Genomic DNA, 23907 nt, shown 5'->3' with positions numbered 1-23907 from the left:
ATGCAACCTGTATGAAAACTATGGATTCATATAATTTTTCTATAATTGGTTACAGATGAAGAATTTATAAAAAAAGAATATCTAAACAAAAAAGAAGCGATTTATTTCATCGCTTCTTTTTATTAAATCATATTATCCCTACATAACCCTCTTAAACATCTTCTCCAACTCATAAGTAGAATGATGCACAAGAATTGGTCTTCCGTGCGGGCATGTGTATGGGTTTGTTGTTGTACGAAGTTCTTCCAGTAAAGCAAATATTTGATCGTTCGTTAAATATTGATTTGCTTTAATTGAAGCTTTACAGCTCATCATGATGGCTGCTTCTTCACGTAATTTTTTAATATCAACTTTTTTTAGTTTAACGACCTGCTCCATCATTTCATCGATAATTTCTGTTTCTTGCCCTTTTGGGAACCACGTTGGATGCGAGCGAACGATAAAGGATTGATGGCCGAATTGCTCCAAAAATAGTCCAACTTTTTTTAGTTCTTCTAGTTGCTCTTCGACACGTAAAAATTCGGTAAGAGATAAATCGATACGGTATGGTACGAGTAGTTCTTGTACTTCTTGTGCTACTCGTCCTACTTTATCACGGAAGTATTCATAATTAATACGTTCCTGCGCGGCATGTTGGTCAATCATATATAAGCCTTTATCATTTTGAGCGAAAATATATGTTCCATGCATTTGTCCAATTGGATAAAGCGGCGGTAAATCATTACCGTTCATTTCGATTTCTTCTATTTCCTGAACTTCTTCTTCTAATTCCTCTAGTTCAAAATCCTCTTCGTTACTGTCCCACGATTTCTCTTCTCGAATCGGTTCTTCCATTATCGGTTTAGTAGATGGCTGCCAACTTTGTTCTTCTCTTACGAGCGATTGTGGTGGTTGCCATTCTTGTTTTGGCGGTTGCCAAAGCTGCGCTGGCTGTTTCACAGCCTGCGGTTCTTCTTGTTTTTCATCCATGCCCGTCGGTAAAACGATCTCCGGCATGGATGGTTCTTTCGGCTTCGCATGCTCAAACTGAAACTGTTCTTGCACACTTTCATCTTTTTCTTTTTTCTTCGTTGTTACACCTGCATCTGGAATGAGCTGTATTTTTTTGAATGCTACTTGCAATGTTTCTTCGATAAGCTTTAGTAATTCTTGTTCTTTACTAAAACGAACTTCTAATTTCGCAGGATGTACGTTAACGTCAACTAGCATTGGATCCATTTCAATCGATAAGAAGCCGATTGGATATCGTCCGACTGGCAATAATGTATGGTATCCTTGCTGAATAGCTTTCATTAATACGAAATTTCGAACGTAACGACCATTTACGATTGTTGACATATAATTTCGAGATGCTCTCGTTACTTCTGGTAATGTTACATAGCCTTTAATTGTGAAATCTAAAGATTCCGCTTCAATTGGAACAAGCTTCTTTGCAACTTGAATGCTATAAATCGATGCAAGTACTTGTCTTACATCACCATTTCCTGATGTATGAAGCAATTTCTTTTCATTATGAAATAGCTTTAACGATACTTCTGGGTGTGACATTGCAATACGATACACGATATCTGTAATATTCCCAAGCTCTGTATGAATGGTTTTCATATATTTAAGACGCGCTGGTGTATTAAAGAATAAGTTTTGTACTGTAATATCTGTTCCTTTTCGGCTCGCTGTTTTCTCCTGCTTTATAATGTCTCCACCTTTAATAATAAGGTGCGTACCAGGTGCATCACCTGTGCTAGTGATTAATTCTAATTCACTAACTGAGGCAATACTCGGTAATGCCTCGCCGCGGAAACCGAGTGTTCTTATGCGAAACAGATCGTTTTCATCTTTAATTTTGCTCGTCGCATGTCGTTCAAAAGCGACGATACAATCTTCTTCTGCAATGCCGTCCCCATTATCAATGATGCGAATTTTCGATAAACCAGCTTCTTCTAAGTGGATTTCAATAGATGTACTATTCGCATCGATAGAATTTTCCACAAGTTCTTTTACGACTGAGGCAGGGCGCTCTACTACTTCCCCTGCCGCAATTAAGTTAGAGAGTTGATCATCTAGTTTGCGAATTTTACCCATCTACTTACTCATCCTTTCTTTAACTTTTTTTGTAAGCGATACAGTTCGTTCATCGCTTCTAAAGGTGTCATATCAAGTAAATCAATTTTTTTAATTTGCGTCAGTACTGCCGTTTCTTTTGCATCTAAAACTGGCTTGTCTTGTTTTTTCGAAGATTGTTCTCCACCAAAGAATGATAGTTGTGATTCTTCTTCAGTCTCTGCTTTCGTCTCTTCTATTTCTACTGGTTCTTCTTTTACAACTACAGGCTCTGGAATAACTTCTTGCGCCTGCGCTTTCACTTCTACACGCTTTGGAATAATAATTTCTTCCTGTCCTTCAAGTTGCGCTAATACTTCTTTCGCTCGAGCGATTAAGCTATCTGGAAGCTCTGCAAGTTGCGCAACGTGAATTCCGTAACTTTTATCTGCTGCCCCGTCTTGAATTTTATGAAGGAATACTACTTTTCCGTTCTCTTCAATAGCTGAAACGTGTACATTCTTCAGTTGATCTAAACTGTCTTCTAGCACTGTCAATTCATGATAATGTGTAGAGAATAACGTTTTTGCACCAATTTGGTCGTGAATATGTTCAATGATTGCTTGTGCAAGTGCCATACCATCATACGTAGATGTACCGCGTCCAATTTCATCGAATAAAATTAAACTTCTTTCTGATGCATTTGCAATGGCATTTTTCGCTTCTAACATTTCGACCATAAATGTACTTTGACCTGAAATTAAATCATCCGCCGCGCCAATTCTCGTAAAGATTTGGTCAAATACAGGTAATACTGCTTCTGTTGCTGGTACGAAACAACCAATTTGCGACATAACCGTTACAAGTGCTAATTGTCTCATATACGTACTTTTACCAGACATGTTCGGTCCTGTAATTAAAAATACATCCATATTCTCTGGCATAATACAATCATTCGGTACATACAATTTCCCGTTCAATACTTTTTCAACGACAGGATGACGACCATCTTTAATAAAGATTTCGCGCTTCGTTGTTAGTACAGGTTTTACAAACTGTTCTTCTTCACTAACTGTTGCAAAACTTTGCAGTACGTCTAATTCACTAATTACTTTCGCTAAATGCTGTAATTTCGGAATAAATACTTTTACTTCTTCACGAAGCGCTGTAAATAAATCGTATTCTAGTTGTACAATTTTTTCTTCAGCTTCTAAGATTAATGTTTCTTTTTCTTTTAGTTCATCTGTAATGAAACGTTCCGCATTAGCAAGCGTTTGTTTACGCTCGTAGCGGCCTTCTGGTAATGCTCCAAGGTTCGCTTTCGTTACTTCAATGTAGTAACCGAAAATACGGTTGTATCCAATTTTCAACGATTTAATTCCTGTAATATCACGCTCTCGTTTTTCAAGCTCAGCAATCCACGTTTTTCCGTTTTTACTCACATAGCGATATTGATCAAGCTTGTCATTATAACCATCTTTAATAATATCTCCATCTTTAATAGAAAGCGGTGGATTTTCTTGAATACTTCTTCCTAGTAATTCTGTTAAGCTCTCACATGGATCTGCACCTTGAATTAATCTCGCTGCATACGCGTTATCTAACAAACTAATCGCTTCTAAAATAGCTGGTACTTGCAGTAAAGATCGTCTTAACTGTAATAAGTCCCTTGCATTGACATTACCGAATGCAACTTTCCCTGCTAAACGTTCTAAATCATATACTTCTTTTAACTTTTCTTTTAAATCTTCACGCAAGAAGTAATCATTTACAAACGTTTCAACCATTTCTAAACGCTCTTCGATTCGTTCTTTCTGTATAAGTGGACGTTCCATCCACTGTTTTAACATACGACCACCCATAGCCGTTTTCGTCTTATCTAATAGCCATAATAATGATCCTGTTTTTTCTTTCGTTCGAAGTGTTTCTGTCAGCTCTAAATTTCGCTTTGAATGCACATCAATTTTCATAAATTGATTCGTATAATAAATTTCCACAGGCTGTAAATGATCTAATGAACGTTTTTGCGTTCTTATTACATAGTTAAATAAGCGTCCAACTGCTTTAATTAACTTTGCTTGTGAAACATTTTTCACAAGATGTTCTAACCCTTCTGGGATTGCCGTTGCATCTTCATATGAAATCGTCATTTTTAACGTTTCCGTTAACTTGTTTAGTTCATCTTTAGAAAAGGAAGAATCTACAACAATTTCTTTCGAACCAGTTGCATACACTTCTAATAAAATATCCTCTACTGAACCAGTCAATAACGTTACTGTATTTTGCCCAGTCGTTAAATCGTTACAAGCTAACGCATATGATCCATCTTCAAAATGTGTTAATGCGGCTAAAAAGTTATTTTCTTTCTCATCAATCGTACGCCCTTCCATCATCGTTCCTGGCGTAATTAATTGTACGACTTCACGGCGCACTACACCTTTAGCTGTTTTTGGGTCTTCTACTTGCTCACAAACCGCTACTTTATATCCTTTTTCAACAAGTTGTTCAATATAGTTTTTAGCCGCATGATACGGTACACCGCACATCGGTATACGTTCACTACTACCACCGTCTCGGCTCGTTAATGTAATTTCAAGTTCGTGGGCTGCTTTAACCGCATCCTCAAAAAACATTTCATAAAAATCACCTAAGCGGAAAAATAAAAAGGCATCTTGATAGTCTGCCTTAACTTTTAAATATTGCTGTATCATAGGCGTATATTGCGTCATACTTATCCTCCATAATTCTTACATAATAATCTATATTCATATATGTCACATTTCACGGACACTCTTATCTCCTATTTCAGGAGTCTTTCTTCATTATAGCACATTTCATTAGCAATCATGTTCATCTAAGCACCACTTATGTAAAGTAAAAAGCTAGGAAGAACTTCTCCCTAGCTTTCTATTACTCTTCTTCTGCATCAACGATAAAGTTCGGATCTAACTCTTCAAACTCATCATCTTCAATTTGGAAAGCATCATCTGATTCTACACAACCTTCAGGGTTTACACTTACACAAATTTTCGTTTCGCCAACTACTTCTGTTACAAATTCACGTTCTACCGTTACAACAATTTTATTACCATTTGGTGATACAAGAGCTTCTAAACAATTTGGTGGCTGAATGACACGAGCAATAATTTCTAAATCATCACCAGAAAAGTTTTTATCACGATATCCAATGCTTACTTCATCTGTGTAGTTTACACGTTCTGTTACAACTTCTGTCTTTGTATTGCCATCGAATGAATACCAAGTGTTCACATCATAGAAACCTTCAATTTCCACATGTTTTCCATTCTTTCTTGCTTCGTACGAGTGGTTAATTACCCAGCACCCTAAAATACTTGTTGGCTCATTATTCGATTCACATGTATGCGTTGACTTTGTATACTTACGTCCTTTTCCAACCACTGCTTTTGTAATAATCTCTCTAAATTCGGACATTCGTAACCCTCCTCAATCACTATTCACTTAATCATATGCGTGACAATAGCGGAATGTGTCATTCTTTTTTTGAGAAGAACTTACGTTTAATCCACTAAAAAAAGAGATGTCAATTCGACATCTCTTTAACAACCACAATTTCCTTTTTTACTTTCTACCGCTGCGCCCGTTTCACCCTTCAATACATCGCCATTAGTTGAAATTAATATTTCATCTGTTACGTTGTTAGAAATCGTACTTGCAACTAGCTGTAGTAAGTCATTTACATATGTTTGTGAAGATTTAAATTCTTGTACAACTGGGATGCTATCTAACTTATCTTGCAGGGCATCAATTTCAGCTTCTACTTTTTTCAAAGCTTCCCATTTCCCGTAATGTTGCAAGTTTACTGCTTGTTTTTGCAGTGCTTTAATTTCATCAATTGCGCGCTTCACATTTTCATTTTTATGAATTTGTGCCTCTGCTTTCTTAAAGAAATCAACTTCTTCTGTTTCAGAAATCATTTTTGCTAATTCTTTCGCTTGCTCAACAATTTCATCTTTCGAATATACTTTCATCTATTATTCCACCTCAATCGGCTCTTCAACTAATTCTCCGTTAAGAGACCAAGTTTTTGCATCCGTTACTTTTACTTTCACAAGCTGACCAATTAAAGACTTTGGAGCAACAAAGTTTACAAGTTTATTTGTACGAGTATAACCTGCAAGTACTTCTGGATTATTTTTACTCTCTCCATCAACTAACACTTCTACAATTTGACCTTTATAACGATTATTCTTTTCAATTGCCAATTTATTTACTAATGCATTTAAGCGTTGAAGACGTTCTTTCTTTACTTCCATCGGTACATTGTCTTTCATTTTTGCAGCTGGTGTACCTTCACGCGGAGAATAAATAAAGGTAAAGGCAGTATCAAACCCTACTTCACGATATAACGACATCGTTTCTTCAAATTGCTCATCTGTTTCATTCGGGAAACCGACAATAATATCAGTTGTTAATACCGCGTTTGGAATTGCTTCTTTAATTTTTCTTACAAGCTCTAAATAATGCTCACGTGAATATTTACGCGCCATAATTTTTAACATTTCTGTGCTTCCAGATTGAACTGGTAAGTGAATATGTTCTACTAAGTTGCCACCTTTTCCAAGCACTTCAATTAAGTGATCATCGAAATCGCGTGGATGGCTCGTTGTAAAACGAATACGGGCAATATCAACTTTACGGAGCTCGTCCATTAAATCGCCAAGACCGTATTCTATATCTTCAAAGTCTTTACCATATGCATTTACGTTCTGTCCAAGTAACGTAATTTCTTTATAACCATTCGCAGCTAAATGACGAATCTCTTGGATAATGTCTTCTGGACGTCTGCTTCGCTCTTTTCCGCGTGTATACGGTACGATACAATATGTACAGAACTTATCACAGCCATACATAATATTTACCCAAGCTTTAATATCACCACGACGTACTTTCGGAAGATTTTCAATTACGTCTCCTTCTTTGGACCAAACTTCAACTACCGTCTCCTTCGAGAACATTGCATCTTTTAGAATGTACGGTAATCTATGAATATTATGCGTTCCAAACACCATATCTACATGCTGATTTTTTTGCATAATTTTATTTACAACAGATTCCTCTTGGGACATACAACCACATACACCAATTAAAAGATCAGGATTTCTTCGTTTTAGTGCCTTTAAATGCCCTAGTTCACCGAACACTTTATTTTCAGCATTTTCACGAATAGCACAAGTATTTAATAATACTACATCTGCTTCTTCAGTTGAAAAGGTTGGTTCATATCCAAGTGCAGTGAAAATACCCGCCATTACTTCTGTATCGTGCTCATTCATTTGACAACCATATGTACGAATATAAAACTTTCTTCCTGTACCGAAATTGCGAAACTCTTCAGGTAAGCCAAAATCCCGTTCAATTTTAACTTCTTCTTTCCCTCGTTTTTTCGCGTCTTTTAAGGAAGGTGGTTGGTATACACTTTCAAAGTATTTACTATAATCTTTCTCTTCTTTTTTCGTAGAGGAATTCACTTGTTGACTTGCTAATCGTTGTTGCTCGTTCATCGGTAATCTCCTTTCACCCTTAACTATACACACTTTATAGTCCATTTTAATGCGCTTAGACCCACCTCAAAAATGGTTAGATAGCTTGAGAGATACTTGTCCTTTGAAACTTGAGTAATCAATCTAATCATCTATAAGAATGAAGTCTTCCCCACACAAATAGACATTCCCTTTTTGTATTTCTTTTGTCCTACTCAAAAGCATATTGCTTTATCCCTATACACATTACCATAGTATGAAGTGTTTCGCCAATTTTTACAAAGAAGAAGGCTTATCCTATTATTACATTTCCTAGTTAATGAACATGCAATTTTCATACAACGATTCATATATTATTTTACCATTCTGAATTTTCTAAGTAAATAAGACTACCTTATATTTTCACTCATAAAAAAAGGTTGCCAAATGGCAACCTCCTCTTCTTATATTACATAAATTCAGCAACAAGTTCATCAAACATTTTCTGATCCATGTTTAAATCAGATTGCACTAAAGGCTTCTCACTATAGCCTTTTACTAGTTCTTGGTATGAAGGTTGCGCTGTATTTTGATAAATTAACCCTGTTACTAATCCGTTGTTTTCCATTAATGTTTGCATAGCCATCATGCGATTAGACGAATCATATCCCTCTACTGTACTTAGTTTTGTTAAATTCTCTTTAAACCAATCGTAAGTATTTACTTTATTGTAAGTAACACATGGGCTGAATACGTTAATTAATGAAAATCCTTTATGGTTAATACCAGCTTCAATAATTTGTGTTAATTCTTTTAAATCACTTGAAAAGCTTTGTGCCACAAATGTTGCACCAGCTGTTAAAGCCATTTCCATAACATTTAGTGACGGTTCAATTGAACCTTGTGGTGTACTTTTCGTTTTAAATCCAGCTTCACTACGTGGTGAAGTTTGCCCTTTTGTTAATCCATAAATTTGGTTATCCATTACGATGTACGTAATGTCAATGTTACGACGAATAGAATGGATCGTATGTCCCATACCAATCGCAAATCCATCACCGTCACCACCTGATGCGATAACTGTTAAATCACGGTTTGCCATTTTTACACCTTGTGCAATTGGAAGGGCACGACCATGAATACTATGCACACCATATGAATTAATATAACCTGAAATACGACCTGAACAGCCGATACCAGAAATAACAGCAAGTTCATCTGGATTTAAGCCAACGTTAGCTGCCGCACGTTGAATTGCAGCTTGCACCGAGAAGTCTCCGCAACCTGGGCACCAGTTTGGTTTTACACTGTTACGAAAGTCCTTAAATGTTGCCATTTAATACAACCCCTTTTTTGCATTCGTTGTAAATCTCTTTCGGCAAGAATGGGTTCCCATCATATTTTAAAAGACTAGAAATTTTCTCACCGTTACCAAGATTCATTTTCATAATGTTAGCAAGTTGACCTGTTGCATTGTTTTCTACCACTACAACACGCTTCGCATTTTTCACAAGTGGATCGATTTCAGCTGTTGGGAACGGGTGAATTAAACGCACATGAGCATGGTTTACTTTCATACCCTCTTGTTCTAAGCGCTCCATTGCTTCTTCGATCGCACCACGAGTTGAGTTAAATCCAACAAGCAATACGTCTGCTTCTTCATGCTTAACATTTTTATAAACAGGGGTATTAAACTTCAAGTTCTCCATTTTACGGAAACGTTTGTCCATTTGATCTTTACGGTTTAATGCTGATTCAGATGGTTTACCAGTTTCATCATGTTCTACACCTGTAACATGGTGAACACCATTTTTCATACCAGGTAAAACACGTGGTGAAACGCCATCTTCTGTTACTTCATAACGCTTGAAGTATGCTTTATTTTCACGTTCTGGTAATTCCGCTTCTAAATCAAGCTTACCACGACGAATTTCCACTTTATCTAACTTAAGTGGTTCTACTGTCTGTTTCCCTAAAGAAAGCTGTAAATCTGTTAAGAAAATAACAGGTACTTGATATTCTTCAGATAAGTTAAACGCTTCTACAATATCATAGAAAGCTTCTTCCACTGTACTTGGCGCCATTACGATTTTTGGAATTTCACCGTGCGTACCGTAAATCATTGCCATTAAATCAGACTGCTCTTGTTTCGTTGGTAATCCTGTACTTGGACCACCACGTTGTGTATCAACAATTACTAATGGCGTTTCTGTAATGCCTGCTAAACCAATCGCTTCCATCATTAAAGATAGACCTGGACCAGCAGATGCAGTTAATGTACGAACACCAGCATAGTTTGCACCGATTGCCATTGTACAAGCTGCAATTTCATCCTCAGTTTGGATTACTGTTCCGCCGACTTTTGGCAATTTTTTAATTAAGTATTCCATAATTTCAGATGCAGGTGTAATTGGATATGCAGACATAAAGCGAGCACCACCAGCTACTGCACCAAATGCGATCGCATCGTTCCCAATCATAAACATGCGCTTCTGACCATCAGCTTTTTCAAGCTGCATCATGTTTACTTTCTCACCTAGTAACTCTTTCATATATTGAGAGCCGCGCTTAATTGCTTCCATGTTCTTTTGAACGACTTGCTCTCCTTTACGACCAAAGATCTCTTCAACAACATCTAAATAAGCTGTTTCATCTAATCCTAATACCGCACTTGATGCTCCAACAGCAACCATGTTTTTCATTAATGATGTGCCTAATTCTGAAGCAATATCTGTAAACGGTATCACATATAGATTTACATCTGTATTGTCAGGTATTGTCGGATTAAATTTCGCATCTGCAACTACAATCCCGCCCGGACGTAGTTCGTGGAAGTTAAACTCAATTGTTTCTTGATCAAAAGCAATTAAAATATCTAAATCATCTGAGATCGCGCGTACTTCTGTTGTACTTACACGAATTTTATTATTTGTATGGCCGCCTTTTATACGTGATGAGAAGTGGCGGTAACCGTATAGGTAATATCCTAATCGGTTTAATGCAATACAGAAGATTTCTCCTGTACTTTCAATTCCTTCACCTTGTTGGCCTCCAACTTTCCATGAAAGTTGACTAATCATCTCCTACACCCCTTTTGGCTGCATTCATTGTAGTGTATTTTTTTACAGTAATAGTTTAGCATTTTTTATGCAAATAAACTACAATGGACGCAAATTATGCCTCTTCTGATTTCCCTGAATCTTTAGTATAAAGCTATTTTGTTTTTCATTCTAGTATTAGGTCTTAAAAAAAGCAATAATATCAAATGAATTAATTCTAATTTTTCTGGATTTTTAAAACAAAAATTTTAAAAGCTTATATGTTCAACAAAATTATCATATAAAAATCGCTCTACAGTAGATGCAGCATAGTGTTTACAAAGCTCGTTCATTACATTTTCATAATCTCGATACGCTGATACATTTACAACTGTTTCTACTATCCCATCAAAATCCGAACCAAACCCTATATTGTTCTCTCCACCTAATGAACAAATATATTCGATATGTCTTACTATATCTGCTACATTCGCTTGTTTTTCATTTGTTAGAAACTGCGGTACAAAAGTGACACCGATCATGCCATTTCGCTTTATAAGAGCTTTAAGTTGTTCATCGTTTAAATTACGTGGGTGCTGACAAAGTTTCATACAATTTGAGTGGGAAGCAATAGGATTTTTTGCAATTTCAATCACATCCCAAAAACTTCTTTCATTCAAATGAGACACATCAGTCCATACATGTAACGCATTCAGTTCTTGTACAACATGTTTACCAGAAGTCGTTAAACCTGCCCCACGTGTCTCTAGCGCACCATCAGCTAATAGATTGGCATAATTCCATGTTAGTCCAAAAGAACGTACTCCTAGGCGATACAACAACCGTAATTTCATTGCATCTTTTCCAATTGCTTCGCATCCTTCTAATGTTAATATCGCTCCAATCTCGTCCTGTTTTAACATGTTCATATCATCTTTTGTCTGAATAAACTTCACACCTGGTAAGGATAAAATTTCATTATAAAAAATATCTACCATTTGCAATGCTACTTCAAATCGGTTTTCATATGCCACTGTTTCTGGCACATATATAGCAAAACATTGTATACTTCCTTTTCTGTTCTTTAACTGTTCAAATGTAATATGTAATTGCGAATCATGTTTAAAATCCTTTTTCCCTTGTGCACTCCATAACTGAAGAAGCACATCACAATGAGCATCAAAAATTTTCATTTTCATTCCTCCATTATAAAAACAACCTGTTTGCATACTGCAAACAGGTTGTTTAAACTTAACGAGGTTCTACAATTAATTTTATTGCTGTACGTTCTTCCCCATCAATCATGATATCCGTAAACGCTGGGATACAAATCAGGTCCAAACCACTAGGCGCTACAAATCCTCTTGCAATTGCTACTGCCTTTACCGCTTGGTTCAATGCACCTGCACCAATGGCTTGAATTTCTGCTGTTCCGCGTTCGCGAATAACACCTGCAAGTGCACCAGCTACAGAATTAGGGACCGACGTTGCTTTAACTTTTAATATTTCCATTCCGCGTTTCCTCCTCGTTTCTATAAAAAGTATTAGCAATTATTTCACTTTAACTTATATTCACGAGGAATGACACGTATTCCTGCTAAATTTCTGTAATTTTTCTAAAAAATTAAAAAATAATAATTTATCTAAATTTTAATAGGAATTACTCAAAAAATGGCTGATCATCATTAATTAAGATACGCTCAATTTTCTTAGCTTTTCCCGTATTAGGGTCCACATCAATTAGCACTGCACTTAATTGTGTTCTACCATTTGTCACTTCAAATCGTACTGGTAAGTTTGTTAAAAACTTCTTCAATACTGCTTCTCGGTCCATACCTAAAATTCCATCGTACGGCCCTGTCATACCAACATCTGTGATATATGCCGTTCCGCTTGGTAAAATGCGATTATCTGCTGTAGGAACATGCGTATGTGTACCTACTACCGCTGTAGCACGACCATCTACATACCAACCTAACGCTTGTTTTTCGCTTGTAGTTTCCGCATGGAAATCAACAAAAATAATATTCGTACGTTTTTTCGCAATGTTAATTAATTCATCCACTTTACGGAATGGACAATCAATTGGAGGAAGGAACGTACGTCCTTGTAAGTTAATAACTGCAACTTCTGTTCCATTACAGTTCACAAAAATAAGCCCTTTTCCTGGAGTGCCTTCTGGGAAGTTAGCTGGTCTTGCAAGATATTTTGCATCATCAATAAATTCAAATACTTCACGGTTATCCCAAGCGTGATTTCCAAGTGTAACCGCTTGTGCTCCGCATTCTAAAAAGTTTCGGTATATTTTTTCCGTAATTCCACGTCCACCTGCTGCATTTTCCCCATTAATAATGGTTACTGTAGGTGTATATTTCTTCTTTAATGCCGGTACGTATTGTTGAATCATACCTCTACCAGGAGATCCTACTACATCCCCAACAAATAATATTCTCATATGTCTTACCCTTCCTATGTACTACATTTTTTATTACTATAGCTTCAAGTAATTATCTTACAATATATTTATTATAAGTTTGTTTCACTTGTATGCTAGGTATAACTAATTTCCTTTATTTTAACCAATTCCAACACAAAAAAATAAAGTGGTGTTTCACCACTTTATTTTGCGTATTCCACTGCACGTGTTTCACGAATAACAGTTACTTTAATATGCCCTGGGTAATCCAGTTCATTTTCAATACGTTTTCGAATATCACGAGCTAAACGATGAGCTTCTAAATCATCAATTGTATCTGGTTTTACCAGAATACGAACTTCTCGTCCTGCTTGAATTGCGAAAGATTTTTCTACGCCTTCATAAGACTCTGAAATCTCTTCTAACTTTTCGAGACGACGAATATAGTTCTCAAGTGTTTCACTACGAGCTCCAGGTCTTGCAGCTGATAATGCATCTGCTGCTGCAACTAAAACTGCAATGATAGAAGTTGGTTCTGTGTCCCCATGGTGAGATGCAATACTGTTTATAACTACAGGATGCTCTTTATATTTCGTTGCGAGTTCAACACCAATTTCAACGTGGCTACCTTCTACTTCATGGTCAATCGCTTTACCGATATCATGTAATAGACCAGCACGTCTTGCTAGTTTTTCATCCTCACCAAGCTCTGCTGCCATAAGTCCAGTTAAATATGCAACTTCCATAGAGTGTTTTAAGACGTTTTGCCCGTAACTTGTACGGTATTTTAAGCGACCTAAAATCTTAATTAAATCTGGATGTAAACCGTGAACACCCACTTCAAACGTTGTTTGCTCTCCGACTTCACGAATATACTCGTCCACTTCACGTCTTGATTTTTCGACCATCTCTTCAATACGCGCTGGGTGAATACGTCCGTCCTGTACTAGTTTATCAAGAGCGATACGAGCTGTTTCACGACGAATTGGGTCGAATCCAGAAAGGATAACCGCTTCTGGTGTATCATCGATAATTAGGTCAATACCTGTTAACGTTTCTAACGTACGAATATTTCGACCTTCACGTCCGATAATACGTCCCTTCATTTCGTCATTTGGAAGATTTACAACCGAAACGGTTGTTTCAGCAACATGATCAGCTGCACATCTCTGCATTGCAAGAGATAAAATCTCTTTCGCTTTCTTATCCGCTTCTTCTTTCGCACGAACTTCACTTTCTTTTACCATTACGGCAATTTCATGAGAAACTTCACTTTCTACTTTACCAAGAATAATTGCTTTCGCTTGTTCGCGTGTCAGATTGGAAATGCGCTCTAATTCTGTTTGTTGCTTTTGAACTAACTCTCCCACTTTGCTTTCCAACTCTTCAATCTGTTGTTGTCTCGCTACAAGAGAAGCCTCTTTCTTTTCTAACTGTTGCTCGCGTTTATCGAGCGTTTCGTCTTTACGATCAAGGTTCTCTTCTTTTTGCATTAAACGATTTTCTTGTTTTTGTAATTCGCTTCTACGGTCACGAATTTCTAATTCAGCTTCTGTACGAAGTGTATGAATTTCATCCTTTGCTTCTAAAAGCGCTTCTTTCTTAAGTGCTTCAGCCTCACGATTCGCTTCGTCTAGAATACGTTTCGCTTCATTGGCTGCACCATTAATCTTCGCTTCAGCAATAGACTTTCGAACAAAAAAGCCAACAACTGCACCGACTGTTGCAAGCAAAATGGAGATGAGTATCCAAACTGTACTACTCATGATTTCACCTCCCCTTGCTATGAATGAAAAAAGACTGTCGGCATGTACATTGAATACCAACATACAGCAAAGACCGTCGTCCCGCTTTTTTAAGGGACTTTCTTCATTTCACAATTAAAATGTCATATTATTATTTCGGCAAGATTTAAGTCTTACTCCGAATATTACTTCTCTTCTTGAGAAGAGTGTTTCGTATATAAGAAAAAATATACATTCTCATTGTATCTATCGCAATTTTCATTGTCAAGCGTTGTCTACTTTTACTTTCTTTACCTTCAGCTCTAATTTATATAGGAATTTAAAAAGCAGAGAGTATATTATCCTGGAAAACCTTAGTAAATTCCAGTTTATTCATGTAAAACACGCATATATCCCTCTGTACACATACTGTTTTAGATGGATTAAATATTTTATCTCCAACGATATACAACGCTTTCATAATGATACAAAAATAAAAGACACGAAGCCGTGTCTTTTATCCCACTTTAATCAAGAAGACTTGGATCTTCCATATCTTCAGCACCTGAATCTTCGCTAATTCCGTGATGCTCACGAATAAAGAAGGCAATTTCTTCTCTTAAATCCGTATTTTCTTTTAAGAACTGCTTCGAATTTTCACGACCTTGCCCTAAGCGTTCTTCATTATAAGAGTACCAAGCACCGCTCTTTTGAACGATATCAAGTTCAGAAGCCATATCTAAGATTTCACCTTCTCTTGAAATACCTTCTCCGTACATAATATCAACTTCCGCAACACGGAATGGTGGTGCCACTTTATTTTTAACTACTTTTACTTTTGTTTTATTACCAACAATGTCGTTACCTTGTTTTAATTGCTCCGCACGACGTACTTCAAGACGAACAGTTGAATAGAATTTTAACGCACGACCACCTGGAGTTGTTTCTGGGTTTCCGAACATAACCCCAACTTTTTCACGAATTTGGTTAATAAAGATTGCGATTGTTTTTGATTTATTGATTGCACCTGAAAGTTTACGAAGTGCTTGAGACATTAGACGAGCTTGTAAACCTACGTGTGAGTCACCCATGTCTCCTTCAATCTCAGCTTTTGGTACAAGAGCTGCTACAGAGTCAATTACGATAATATCAACCGCACCACTTCGTACAAGTGCTTCTGCGATTTCTAAACCTTGCTCCCCTGTATCAGGTTGTGATAATAGTAATTCATCGATATTAACACCTAATTTTTGTGCATATACAGGATCCATTGCATGCTCCGCATCGATGAATGCTGCTTGTCCACCTTGACGCTGCACCTCTGCAATTGCATGTAATGAAACTGTTGTTTTACCTGAACTCTCAGGTCCATAAATCTCGATAATACGGCCACGTGGGTATCCGCCTACCCCTAATGCCACATCAAGTGCTAAAGAACCACTAGAAACTGTAGAAACTCTACGCTCCGCTTGTTCTCCTAATTTCATAATTGAACCTTTACCGAATTGCTTCTCTATTTGTTTTAACGCCATATCTAATGCCGCTTGACGATCACTCATTCAAAATTCCTCCTTAACTGAATTGCTAATCTTATTATACCTATTTTCAATTCAATTTGCCAACAAAAATCGAACATTTATTCGATTTTTTTATTTTTCATTAAATATAACCACATTTAACCATTAAAAAAAGCTAAAAGAGACTTATATCTCTTCTAGCTTTTTATACAAATGATAAAATCCATATTTTGCTGAGCGTTCCCTAATTTGTTGACGACTTCCGCTTAAATTTAGAGGAAAGACTACAGTTGGTTCATCTTTAATCGCCAATCCAACAAATACAGTTCCCGGCTCTTTATGTTCTGAAGCATCTGGTCCTGCTACCCCAGTGAAACTAATTCCGATATCCGCTTTTAATAATTCTCTAACATTTTCAGCAAGATAACGAGCACATTCTTTACTAACTGCACCGTCAGTAGACAAGACTTCCTCAGGTACATGTAATACATGTTGTTTCACATCATTATGGTAACAAATGACACCGCCTTTAAATACGGAAGACACACCAGCGTTTTCTGTTACTTGATTACCAAAGAGACCACCTGTTAAACTTTCCGCACACGCTAAAGTTAATCCTTTTTTCTTCAATAACTCTATCGCCTTATAATGTAGAAACTCTTGGTCATACCCGTAGAAAAATTCTCCAACTCTTTCTAAAATCAAATCTTCCACATGCTGAATGAGTTTCTCCGCTTCATGAGCATTTTGATGTTTAGCCGTTAAACGTAATGTCACTTCTCCATCATTGGCAAGCGGGGCGATTGTCGGATTCGTTTGTCCATCAATTAAATCTTGAACTTTCACCTCTAATTGAGATTCCCCAATTCCGAAAAAGCGAAGCACGCGAGAATAAATGTTTTCTCCTGTTGTAAAGTTACGTAAAAAAGGCTCCACATAACTTACATACATCGGCTTCATTTCTTTCGGTGGTCCTGGTAATAAAATATAAACTTTTCCGTTCTTATTTAATCCCATACCAGGTGCCATACCATGATCATTTGCAAATACAGTCGCTCCATCCAAAACGAGCGCCTGCTTTTTATTATTCTCCGTGAACTCTCGACCTGTTCGCTTAAAGTAATCGCTTATTGATGCTAATGCCTTTTCATCATATACAAGCTCTTCCGCTAAGCTAGACGCTATTGTTTCCTTCGTTAAATCATCTTTTGTCGGTCCTAATCCACCTGTGAAAATGAGCATATCCGCACGTTCTTCTGCAACTTCAATCGCCTGCTGCAGTCGCTTGTTATTATCACCAACTACAGTATGGTAGTACACGTTAATTCCAATTGAAGCTAACTTTTCAGACAAAAACTGGGCGTTCGTATTTGCAATTTGTCCAAGTAATAATTCTGTTCCAACCGCAATAATTTCAGCGTTCATCCCAATTCCCCCATAAACTTCTATTTTGAGTTTACAAAAGCAGCTCTATTTTTCCAGAAATAATCCCATCCTGAAATAACAGTAAAAATTAATGCAATCCATATAAAGATATCAGCAACTGGAATATGGATTAAATTTAAAGGTACATCGTGTAATAAATATGCCGCAATCGCGATGATTTGTGTCCACGTCTTAATTTTCCCTAGCTGATTTGCCGCAACTACTTCCCCTGTTCCAGCAAGTACAAGACGTAAACCAGTGACCGCAAACTCACGGCTTATAATGACAATAACGATCCAAGCAGGTACGTATTGCATCTCAACTAACGTGATAAGTGCCGCTGAAACAAGTAATTTATCAGCTAACGGGTCAAGGAACTTCCCTAAATTCGTTACAAGATTATACTTTCTTGCGTAATGTCCATCAATCCAATCTGTAGCCGAAGCAACAATAAAGATAAGCGCTCCTATTAAATGTTGAATTGGTAAATCAACATCACCAATTGTGTATGAACCCCAATCAAAGGGCGTTAACATAATTACCATAAAAATTGGAATTAAGCAGATTCTAGATATTGTAATTTTATTTGGTAAATTCACAGCTATTCCTCCATCATATCAAAAACATTTGTTCATTGAAAAAAGTCATCGAAGCGATGACTGTTATTGTGCAGGTTGCTCTATCCCTAGATTTTTAATCAAGAATTTTTGATGATAATTCTCTTCTGGATTCAACGGGAATGTAACCACTTGGCCATTTAATTTAAATTCAACATTCGGTGCACTTCCTATATTAAGGTTTACCACTTTCGCTGTTGATAAATCATATTTTTGAGTTTGACCTTCCTCTATTGTTCCACTAAAGATATCATTTCCTGCCTCATTTTTAATACCTACATAACTTGCACCTTTTGTTGTAATTTCTAATTCTAACGTTTTATTGTTATGAATTTCCAAAGTGGACTCCTTACCAGTTGTCCCAACTACTTTGATTTCTTGTTGTCCTGTTGGTTGCGCTGGTTGTTCTTCTTTCTTTGGCTCTTCTTTTTTCGATTCTTCTTTTTTTGGTTCCTCTTTTTTCGGCTCTTCCGCTTTCACTTCATCTTTCTTCGTATCTAACGGAGAGTTTTCCGCTTTTTTAACTTCAATTTTCTCACTTTGAGCATTCGGAACCTTCTCATCACCTTTTCCAGTTAACGCTTGGAAAATAAACCAAATTACCACTCCAACTGCGATTACTAGCAGCGCAACTAAGATTTTCGGCATATGATCTGCAATTGGCCATGATGAAGATTTCTGCATTGTTTCTTGTGTTTTTTGTCCGGTTGACACTTGTGGAACGTCGCGTTTTTCAGATTGTGGTATCGTACTCTGATATTCTACAAGCAGTTCCTCTCCATTTAATCCAACCGCATCTGCGTATTGTTTAATGAATGCACGCGCATAAAAAGCTCCTGGCAATACATCATAATTGCCTTCCTCAATTGCTACTAAATGGCGTTTTTGAATTTTTGTAATCTCATGCAGCTGATCAATAGACAAGCCTTTCGTTCCTCTTGCTTCTTTCAGCTTTTGTCCTAATTCTGTCACTACTAACACCTCAATATTTCTTTAAAAGTCAAACATAGAGAAATTATTTTGCGTACCTTGCTCAATTTCATCTACTAAATTATATTGAATTTCTTCATCATAATCGTTACGCAACTCGATAATATAATCAAAATCATCCAATGTGTATTCTGACTGACTCACAAATACGTCAGGATGTTCCACAACTTTCGTTGCAGGCAATCTCATAATTTCACGAACAAGCTGCCAATGCCTTTCGTTAGCACGCTTTGTTGACACGATTCCATCTAAGATGAAAATATTGTCGTCGCTATACTCATCTTCAATCAATTGACTACGAACAGTTTGCTTAATAAGAGTAGACGATACAAATAACCATCTTTTATTTGCACAAACACTTGCGGCAACAATGGATTCTGTTTTTCCAACACGAGGCATTCCTCGTATACCAATTAGCTTATGGCCTTCTTTTTTCATTATTTCAGCCATAAAGTCTACAAGTAACCCTAATTCATCACGCACAAACCGAAATGTCTTCTTATCATCTGCATCTCGTTGTATGTACCTACCATGTCTAACCGCTAGCTTATCTCTTAGCTTTGGCGGACGATATTTCGTTACCGTTATGTTATCCATCGTATTTAAAATTGATTCTAGTCTAGAGATTTGCTCTTGATTATCACACATAAGGAGTAATCCACGCCTTGCATTATCTACACCATTAATTGTGACAATATTAATGCCGAGCATACCGATTAACGAAGAAACGTCACCAAGCAAGCCAGGTCGGTTTTTATGTATTTCATATTCAAAATACCATTCAATCATCCAAGATCACTCCCCTTGCTTACTTTACACCTACGTACTATATTATATGATTTCACCTTAATAGGGAAGCTAAATGTATAATCTATCCCTTTCAATTATTATACAAAAAAAATAGAGAGGAGAATCCCCTCTCTATTTTTTACTTATGTTGTACAAACTTTACCATTAAGTTTGCGATTGTATGTTGCTCTTGTTCGTCAGCAACTTTCCAAAGTTCAGCTAATAATTTCTCTTGATCGTTGCGTGCTTCTACTTCATTTGCTAAATAATCACCAACACGAAATGCCATATCTGATACAGCACCACCATCAAGACCTTTTCCTTGCGCTTGTTCTAAACGTTCTCCTAAAAAGCTCTTCCATTGATCAAAGTTATCTAAAACTGACATGTGTAAGCACCTCACTACTTAGTAATAGAATCATGCTTAATTTGTACAGTTTTTCATTTTTTATGTAAGAAATTTTTAGCAATGCCACCCGCCATTTACTCCAATAATTTGTCCAGTTATATAAGATGCACCTGGTGATACGAGAAATGACACAGTTTTTGCTACTTCTTCCGGTAATCCTAATCGTCCTAACGGAATCTCTTCCGCAATTTCATTCTTATCCTCTTCTGAAAATACGTTTAACATTTCCGTTTCAATTGCACCTGGCGCCACCGCGTTCACTCTTATTCCACTTAATGAAACCTCTTTTGCTAAAGCTTTCACATATGAATTTTGCGCACCTTTTACCATCGAGTAAAGAACTTCACATGACGCGCCAATTTGTCCCCATATAGACGAAACAAGTACAATATTACCGCTTCTGCGTTGAATCATAGATGGCAATGCCATCGATAATAATTTATAGATACTCTTCACTTGAAGTTCTACCATATCATTCAATTCATCGTTCGTTACATCTGTTACGAGTCCAAAAATACTCTTCCCAGCTGCATATACGATAACATCAAGAGGATGTTCAATTTGTTTCCACAATTGCTCTGCTCCATCAGTAGAAGCTAAATTTGCTTGAACAGGAATTACTTCACCCCATTCTTTCTGCAACTCATTCACTTTCTCTTCACTGTTATTATAATGAACATATACTGTATATCCATCTTGAATTAATTGTTTCGAAATAGCAGAGCCAATCCCTCCGCTCCCTCCAGTTACTAATGCATACTTTTTCATACAATTCCTCTCTTATCTCAACAAAATCTTTTTTCTACAAATAAATAATACCCTCATCTTACAATTTATCAATGATAAGATGAAGGTATTATTATAAAATCTTTTATTTTTTCGGTAAAACCTGGCAAACACTCATTTTTTCTTCTGATAATAGTAATTTGGCTACTTCTTGTAAATCTTGAACAGTTAAACTTTCTAATACAGTCAATGCATCAAACAGACTCGACTCATTAAACGCATATCGTGTAAATTGATTTGCAATATATTCCAGTGAATTCAAGGAACGTAAAAAGCCGCCTATTTTCTTTTTCTTTACTCGTTCTAATGCCGCCTCATCTAATTGATCATAATTTGTATTTAATAAAATACCTTTCAAACGCTCTTCCAGCTCATCAGGTTGCTTCGTATCGCCGCCAACCATTGCAAAAGCGAAGTTATTCTCTTCCGTATAATCATATGAGAACGAATCATCAATGAGTCCTTCGTTATATAAAGATTCGTAATGAACGGAGCTTTTTCCAAATAAATAATCTAGAAGTAACGTAAGCGCAATTTCTTGTTTTAAAAGGGCTTCCCCTTTTTCTTTTAAGTTTGTCGCTTTAATACCAACTAAACATTTCGGAGTTTGTACAGGCATTGAAATAATTTTCTTCTTTTCATTTACCGCATCTGGTTCTTCTTCAAATGAACGTACTATTTCTGGTTGGTTTTTGTAATCTTTTTTTGCTTGATTTTCACGTATCAAATCCATCGTTTTCTCTGGATCAATTGCACCTACAACAAACATCAACATATTACTTGGATGATAAAATGTTTCATAACATTCATATAGTAGGTCTTTCGTAATTTTACTAATAGACTCGATTGTACCTGCAATATCAATTTTAATCGGGTGCTTTACAAACAAGCTATCAATTAATCCAAAGTATAAGCGCCAATCTGGATTATCTTGATACATTTGAATTTCTTGCCCAATAATACCCTTCTCTTTTTCAACTGTTTTTTCAGAGAAGTAAGGCTCTTGTACGAAATTTAACAATGTATTTAAATTTTGTTCTACATTTGATGTACACGAAAAAAGGTAAGCTGTTCTTGTGAAAGATGTGAAAGCATTTGCCGATGCCCCTTGTTTACTAAACAATTGGAACGCATCATGATCTTCTTTTTCAAATAGTTTATGCTCAAGAAAATGAGCAATCCCATCCGGCACACGAATCATTTCTTCTTTACCTAGTGGTACGAATGTATTATCCACAGAACCATATTTTGTCGTAAACGTTGCAAATGTTTTATTAAATCCTTGCTTCGGTAAAATATATACATCTAATCCATTAGGAAGTTTTTCATAATAGAGTGTCTCTTTTAATTGCTCATAAACAATTTTCTCCATTTATTCTCCCTCCGTTCCGTGTAAAAAGTAAATTGTATCTAATTCAATATTTTTAGCAACTTTCACAATCTCTTCTTTCGTCACACTTTCAATACCTGTAAGCCATTCTTCAACCGGACGCGTACGATCTGAAATAATACCATGATACAGCATTTCCACAAATCCACGCGGTGTATCAATTGCTTCTAATATTTGATTTCGAATAACACTTTTCGTTTGATGCATCTCTTCTTCAGAAAAATCACCATTTTGCATTGCAAGCATTTGCTCTTTAATAATCTCAACCGCTTTTTCATAATTTTTCGCTTCGATTCCTGACATGACAAATAATAAACCTTTATGACTTTCAAAGCGAGATGCTGCATAGTACGCTAAACTATTTTTTTCACGAACATTAACGAATAACTTCGAATGAGAAAATCCTCCAAACAATCCATTAAACAATTGCAGCGCAAAATAATCTTCGTCTTTATACGTAATAAATGTACGATATCCGATGTGTAATTTACTTTGTTTTAATTCTTGTTTTTCCACAACTTCTTTTTCTTTATTATTTCTCTTATGAAGAAGTACATTTCTTTCCCTCACAGGACGTGCTGAAATAGAAAAATACTTACTTACAAGATCAACTGCGTTTTCTGAAATATCACCAATAATGTATAGGTCCATTTCATCTTCCGCTAACACTTTTTGATAATATTGATACAAACTTTCATTTGTAATAGAAGAAACACTCTCTTTTTTCCCATTTGCGCTTAAACGATACGGTTCTACTTTGCACATTTCTTCAATTAAACGCTCGTTTGCATAACGCATTTTATCATCATACGTCGCTTCAATTCGTTGTAAGAGCGCTCTCTTTTCACTTTCTACAATAGAAGGCAGAAAACCATTCCCCTCTTTCGCTGGATGTAAAACGATATCCGATAACATAGAAAGCGCTTTTTCAAATAACGGTGGTGCATCATGTAAATATACTTCATTTGCAATGTCTACATAAATAGAGATGATATGATCTTCTCCTTTTTTACTTACATCTACTGCCAAAGAAGATCCGTATAATTCTTCTAAATATTGACGAAGACGAATTACAGAAGGAAGCTTTTCTGTCGCACTTTGCAATACGTATGGCAATAGGGCACGTTCTGTCACCGTCTCCTCATTTAAAGGTGCTTTCAAACGAAATACAAATGTATTTGTTTTATATTTATCAGTTGGAATAATATGTACTCGTAAACCACCTAACTCATGTAACTGTTGTTCCATCAGTTTCATTTATAGCC

The 23907-nt window shown here is 36.4% G+C and carries 20 protein-coding genes; all 20 read right to left on the bottom strand.

From position 1 onward, the window contains the following. Window positions 1-138 precede the first annotated feature (138 nt). Complete coding sequence (mutL, locus tag PDQ33_RS00860) at window positions 139-2082, bottom strand: DNA mismatch repair endonuclease MutL (RefSeq protein WP_270394072.1); 1944 nt, start codon at window positions 2080-2082, stop codon at window positions 139-141. A gap of 8 nt (window positions 2083-2090) precedes the next feature. Continuing rightward, on the bottom strand, window positions 2091-4769 hold the full coding sequence (gene mutS, locus PDQ33_RS00855) for a DNA mismatch repair protein MutS (protein WP_061131610.1): 2679 nt from the start codon (window positions 4767-4769) through the stop codon (window positions 2091-2093). A gap of 181 nt (window positions 4770-4950) precedes the next feature. Next, window positions 4951-5493: an outer spore coat protein CotE gene (cotE, locus tag PDQ33_RS00850; RefSeq protein WP_001288798.1), complete on the bottom strand. Its 543-nt coding sequence runs from the start codon at window positions 5491-5493 to the stop codon at window positions 4951-4953. Window positions 5494-5618: 125 nt separating this feature from the next. Next, window positions 5619-6050: a RicAFT regulatory complex protein RicA family protein gene (locus PDQ33_RS00845; protein WP_000870462.1), complete on the bottom strand. Its 432-nt coding sequence runs from the start codon at window positions 6048-6050 to the stop codon at window positions 5619-5621. A gap of 3 nt (window positions 6051-6053) precedes the next feature. After that, a complete protein-coding gene (miaB, locus tag PDQ33_RS00840) occupies window positions 6054-7583 on the bottom strand; it encodes a tRNA (N6-isopentenyl adenosine(37)-C2)-methylthiotransferase MiaB (protein WP_001005403.1) in 1530 nt (509 codons plus the stop codon). Window positions 7584-8010: 427 nt separating this feature from the next. Continuing rightward, window positions 8011-8877, bottom strand: a complete 867-nt coding sequence (locus PDQ33_RS00835; RefSeq protein WP_000190157.1) for a 2-oxoacid:ferredoxin oxidoreductase subunit beta — start codon at window positions 8875-8877, stop codon at window positions 8011-8013. Continuing rightward, window positions 8864-10621, bottom strand: coding sequence for a 2-oxoacid:acceptor oxidoreductase subunit alpha (locus PDQ33_RS00830; RefSeq protein WP_270394073.1), 1758 nt, complete (start codon window positions 10619-10621; stop codon window positions 8864-8866). Before PDQ33_RS00830 ends, PDQ33_RS00835 begins: the two co-directional genes overlap by 14 nt. Before the next feature lie 227 nt (window positions 10622-10848). Then, window positions 10849-11772 carry a dipeptidase gene (locus PDQ33_RS00825; protein ID WP_000688035.1) on the bottom strand — a complete coding sequence of 308 codons (924 nt, stop codon included), beginning with the start codon at window positions 11770-11772 and terminating at the stop codon, window positions 10849-10851. A gap of 58 nt (window positions 11773-11830) precedes the next feature. After that, window positions 11831-12091 carry a stage V sporulation protein SpoVS gene (gene spoVS, locus PDQ33_RS00820; protein ID WP_000404341.1) on the bottom strand — a complete coding sequence of 87 codons (261 nt, stop codon included), beginning with the start codon at window positions 12089-12091 and terminating at the stop codon, window positions 11831-11833. A 148-nt stretch (window positions 12092-12239) separates the two neighbouring features. Further along, a complete protein-coding gene (locus tag PDQ33_RS00815) occupies window positions 12240-13034 on the bottom strand; it encodes a TIGR00282 family metallophosphoesterase (RefSeq protein WP_001221095.1) in 795 nt (264 codons plus the stop codon). A 164-nt stretch (window positions 13035-13198) separates the two neighbouring features. Continuing rightward, window positions 13199-14761, bottom strand: a complete 1563-nt coding sequence (gene rny / locus PDQ33_RS00810) for a ribonuclease Y (RefSeq protein ID WP_270754381.1) — start codon at window positions 14759-14761, stop codon at window positions 13199-13201. 485 nt (window positions 14762-15246) lie between these two features. Further along, window positions 15247-16278 carry a recombinase RecA gene (gene recA, locus PDQ33_RS00805; protein ID WP_001283859.1) on the bottom strand — a complete coding sequence of 344 codons (1032 nt, stop codon included), beginning with the start codon at window positions 16276-16278 and terminating at the stop codon, window positions 15247-15249. A 144-nt stretch (window positions 16279-16422) separates the two neighbouring features. Then, window positions 16423-17661 carry a competence/damage-inducible protein CinA gene (gene cinA, locus PDQ33_RS00800; RefSeq protein ID WP_061131608.1) on the bottom strand — a complete coding sequence of 413 codons (1239 nt, stop codon included), beginning with the start codon at window positions 17659-17661 and terminating at the stop codon, window positions 16423-16425. A gap of 20 nt (window positions 17662-17681) precedes the next feature. Further along, window positions 17682-18260, bottom strand: a complete 579-nt coding sequence (pgsA, locus tag PDQ33_RS00795; RefSeq protein ID WP_061131607.1) for a CDP-diacylglycerol--glycerol-3-phosphate 3-phosphatidyltransferase — start codon at window positions 18258-18260, stop codon at window positions 17682-17684. Between the two features lie 63 nt (window positions 18261-18323). Continuing rightward, entirely contained in the window at window positions 18324-19250 is a 927-nt protein-coding gene (locus PDQ33_RS00790; protein ID WP_000137486.1) for a helix-turn-helix domain-containing protein, read from the bottom strand. A 21-nt stretch (window positions 19251-19271) separates the two neighbouring features. Continuing rightward, complete coding sequence (locus tag PDQ33_RS00785; protein WP_000574107.1) at window positions 19272-20057, bottom strand: DUF3388 domain-containing protein; 786 nt, start codon at window positions 20055-20057, stop codon at window positions 19272-19274. 139 nt (window positions 20058-20196) lie between these two features. Continuing rightward, entirely contained in the window at window positions 20197-20445 is a 249-nt protein-coding gene (locus PDQ33_RS00780) for a DUF3243 domain-containing protein (RefSeq protein WP_000114454.1), read from the bottom strand. Between the two features lie 75 nt (window positions 20446-20520). Beyond that, window positions 20521-21234, bottom strand: a complete 714-nt coding sequence (gene ymfI / locus PDQ33_RS00775) for an elongation factor P 5-aminopentanone reductase (RefSeq protein WP_000759622.1) — start codon at window positions 21232-21234, stop codon at window positions 20521-20523. A gap of 103 nt (window positions 21235-21337) precedes the next feature. Then, window positions 21338-22624 carry an EF-P 5-aminopentanol modification-associated protein YfmH gene (yfmH, locus tag PDQ33_RS00770; RefSeq protein ID WP_270754387.1) on the bottom strand — a complete coding sequence of 429 codons (1287 nt, stop codon included), beginning with the start codon at window positions 22622-22624 and terminating at the stop codon, window positions 21338-21340. After that, the gene (gene yfmF / locus PDQ33_RS00765; RefSeq protein WP_270392313.1) at window positions 22625-23899 is read right to left on the bottom strand and encodes an EF-P 5-aminopentanol modification-associated protein YfmF; all 1275 of its coding nucleotides are present in this window, start codon (window positions 23897-23899) and stop codon (window positions 22625-22627) included. Window positions 23900-23907 lie beyond the last annotated feature (8 nt).

Origin of the sequence: Bacillus cereus group sp. Bc031 (genome assembly GCF_027716265.1) — a bacterium.
GTDB lineage: Bacteria > Bacillota > Bacilli > Bacillales > Bacillaceae_G > Bacillus_A > Bacillus_A paranthracis.
This window is presented reverse-complemented; position numbering and strand designations above follow the sequence as displayed.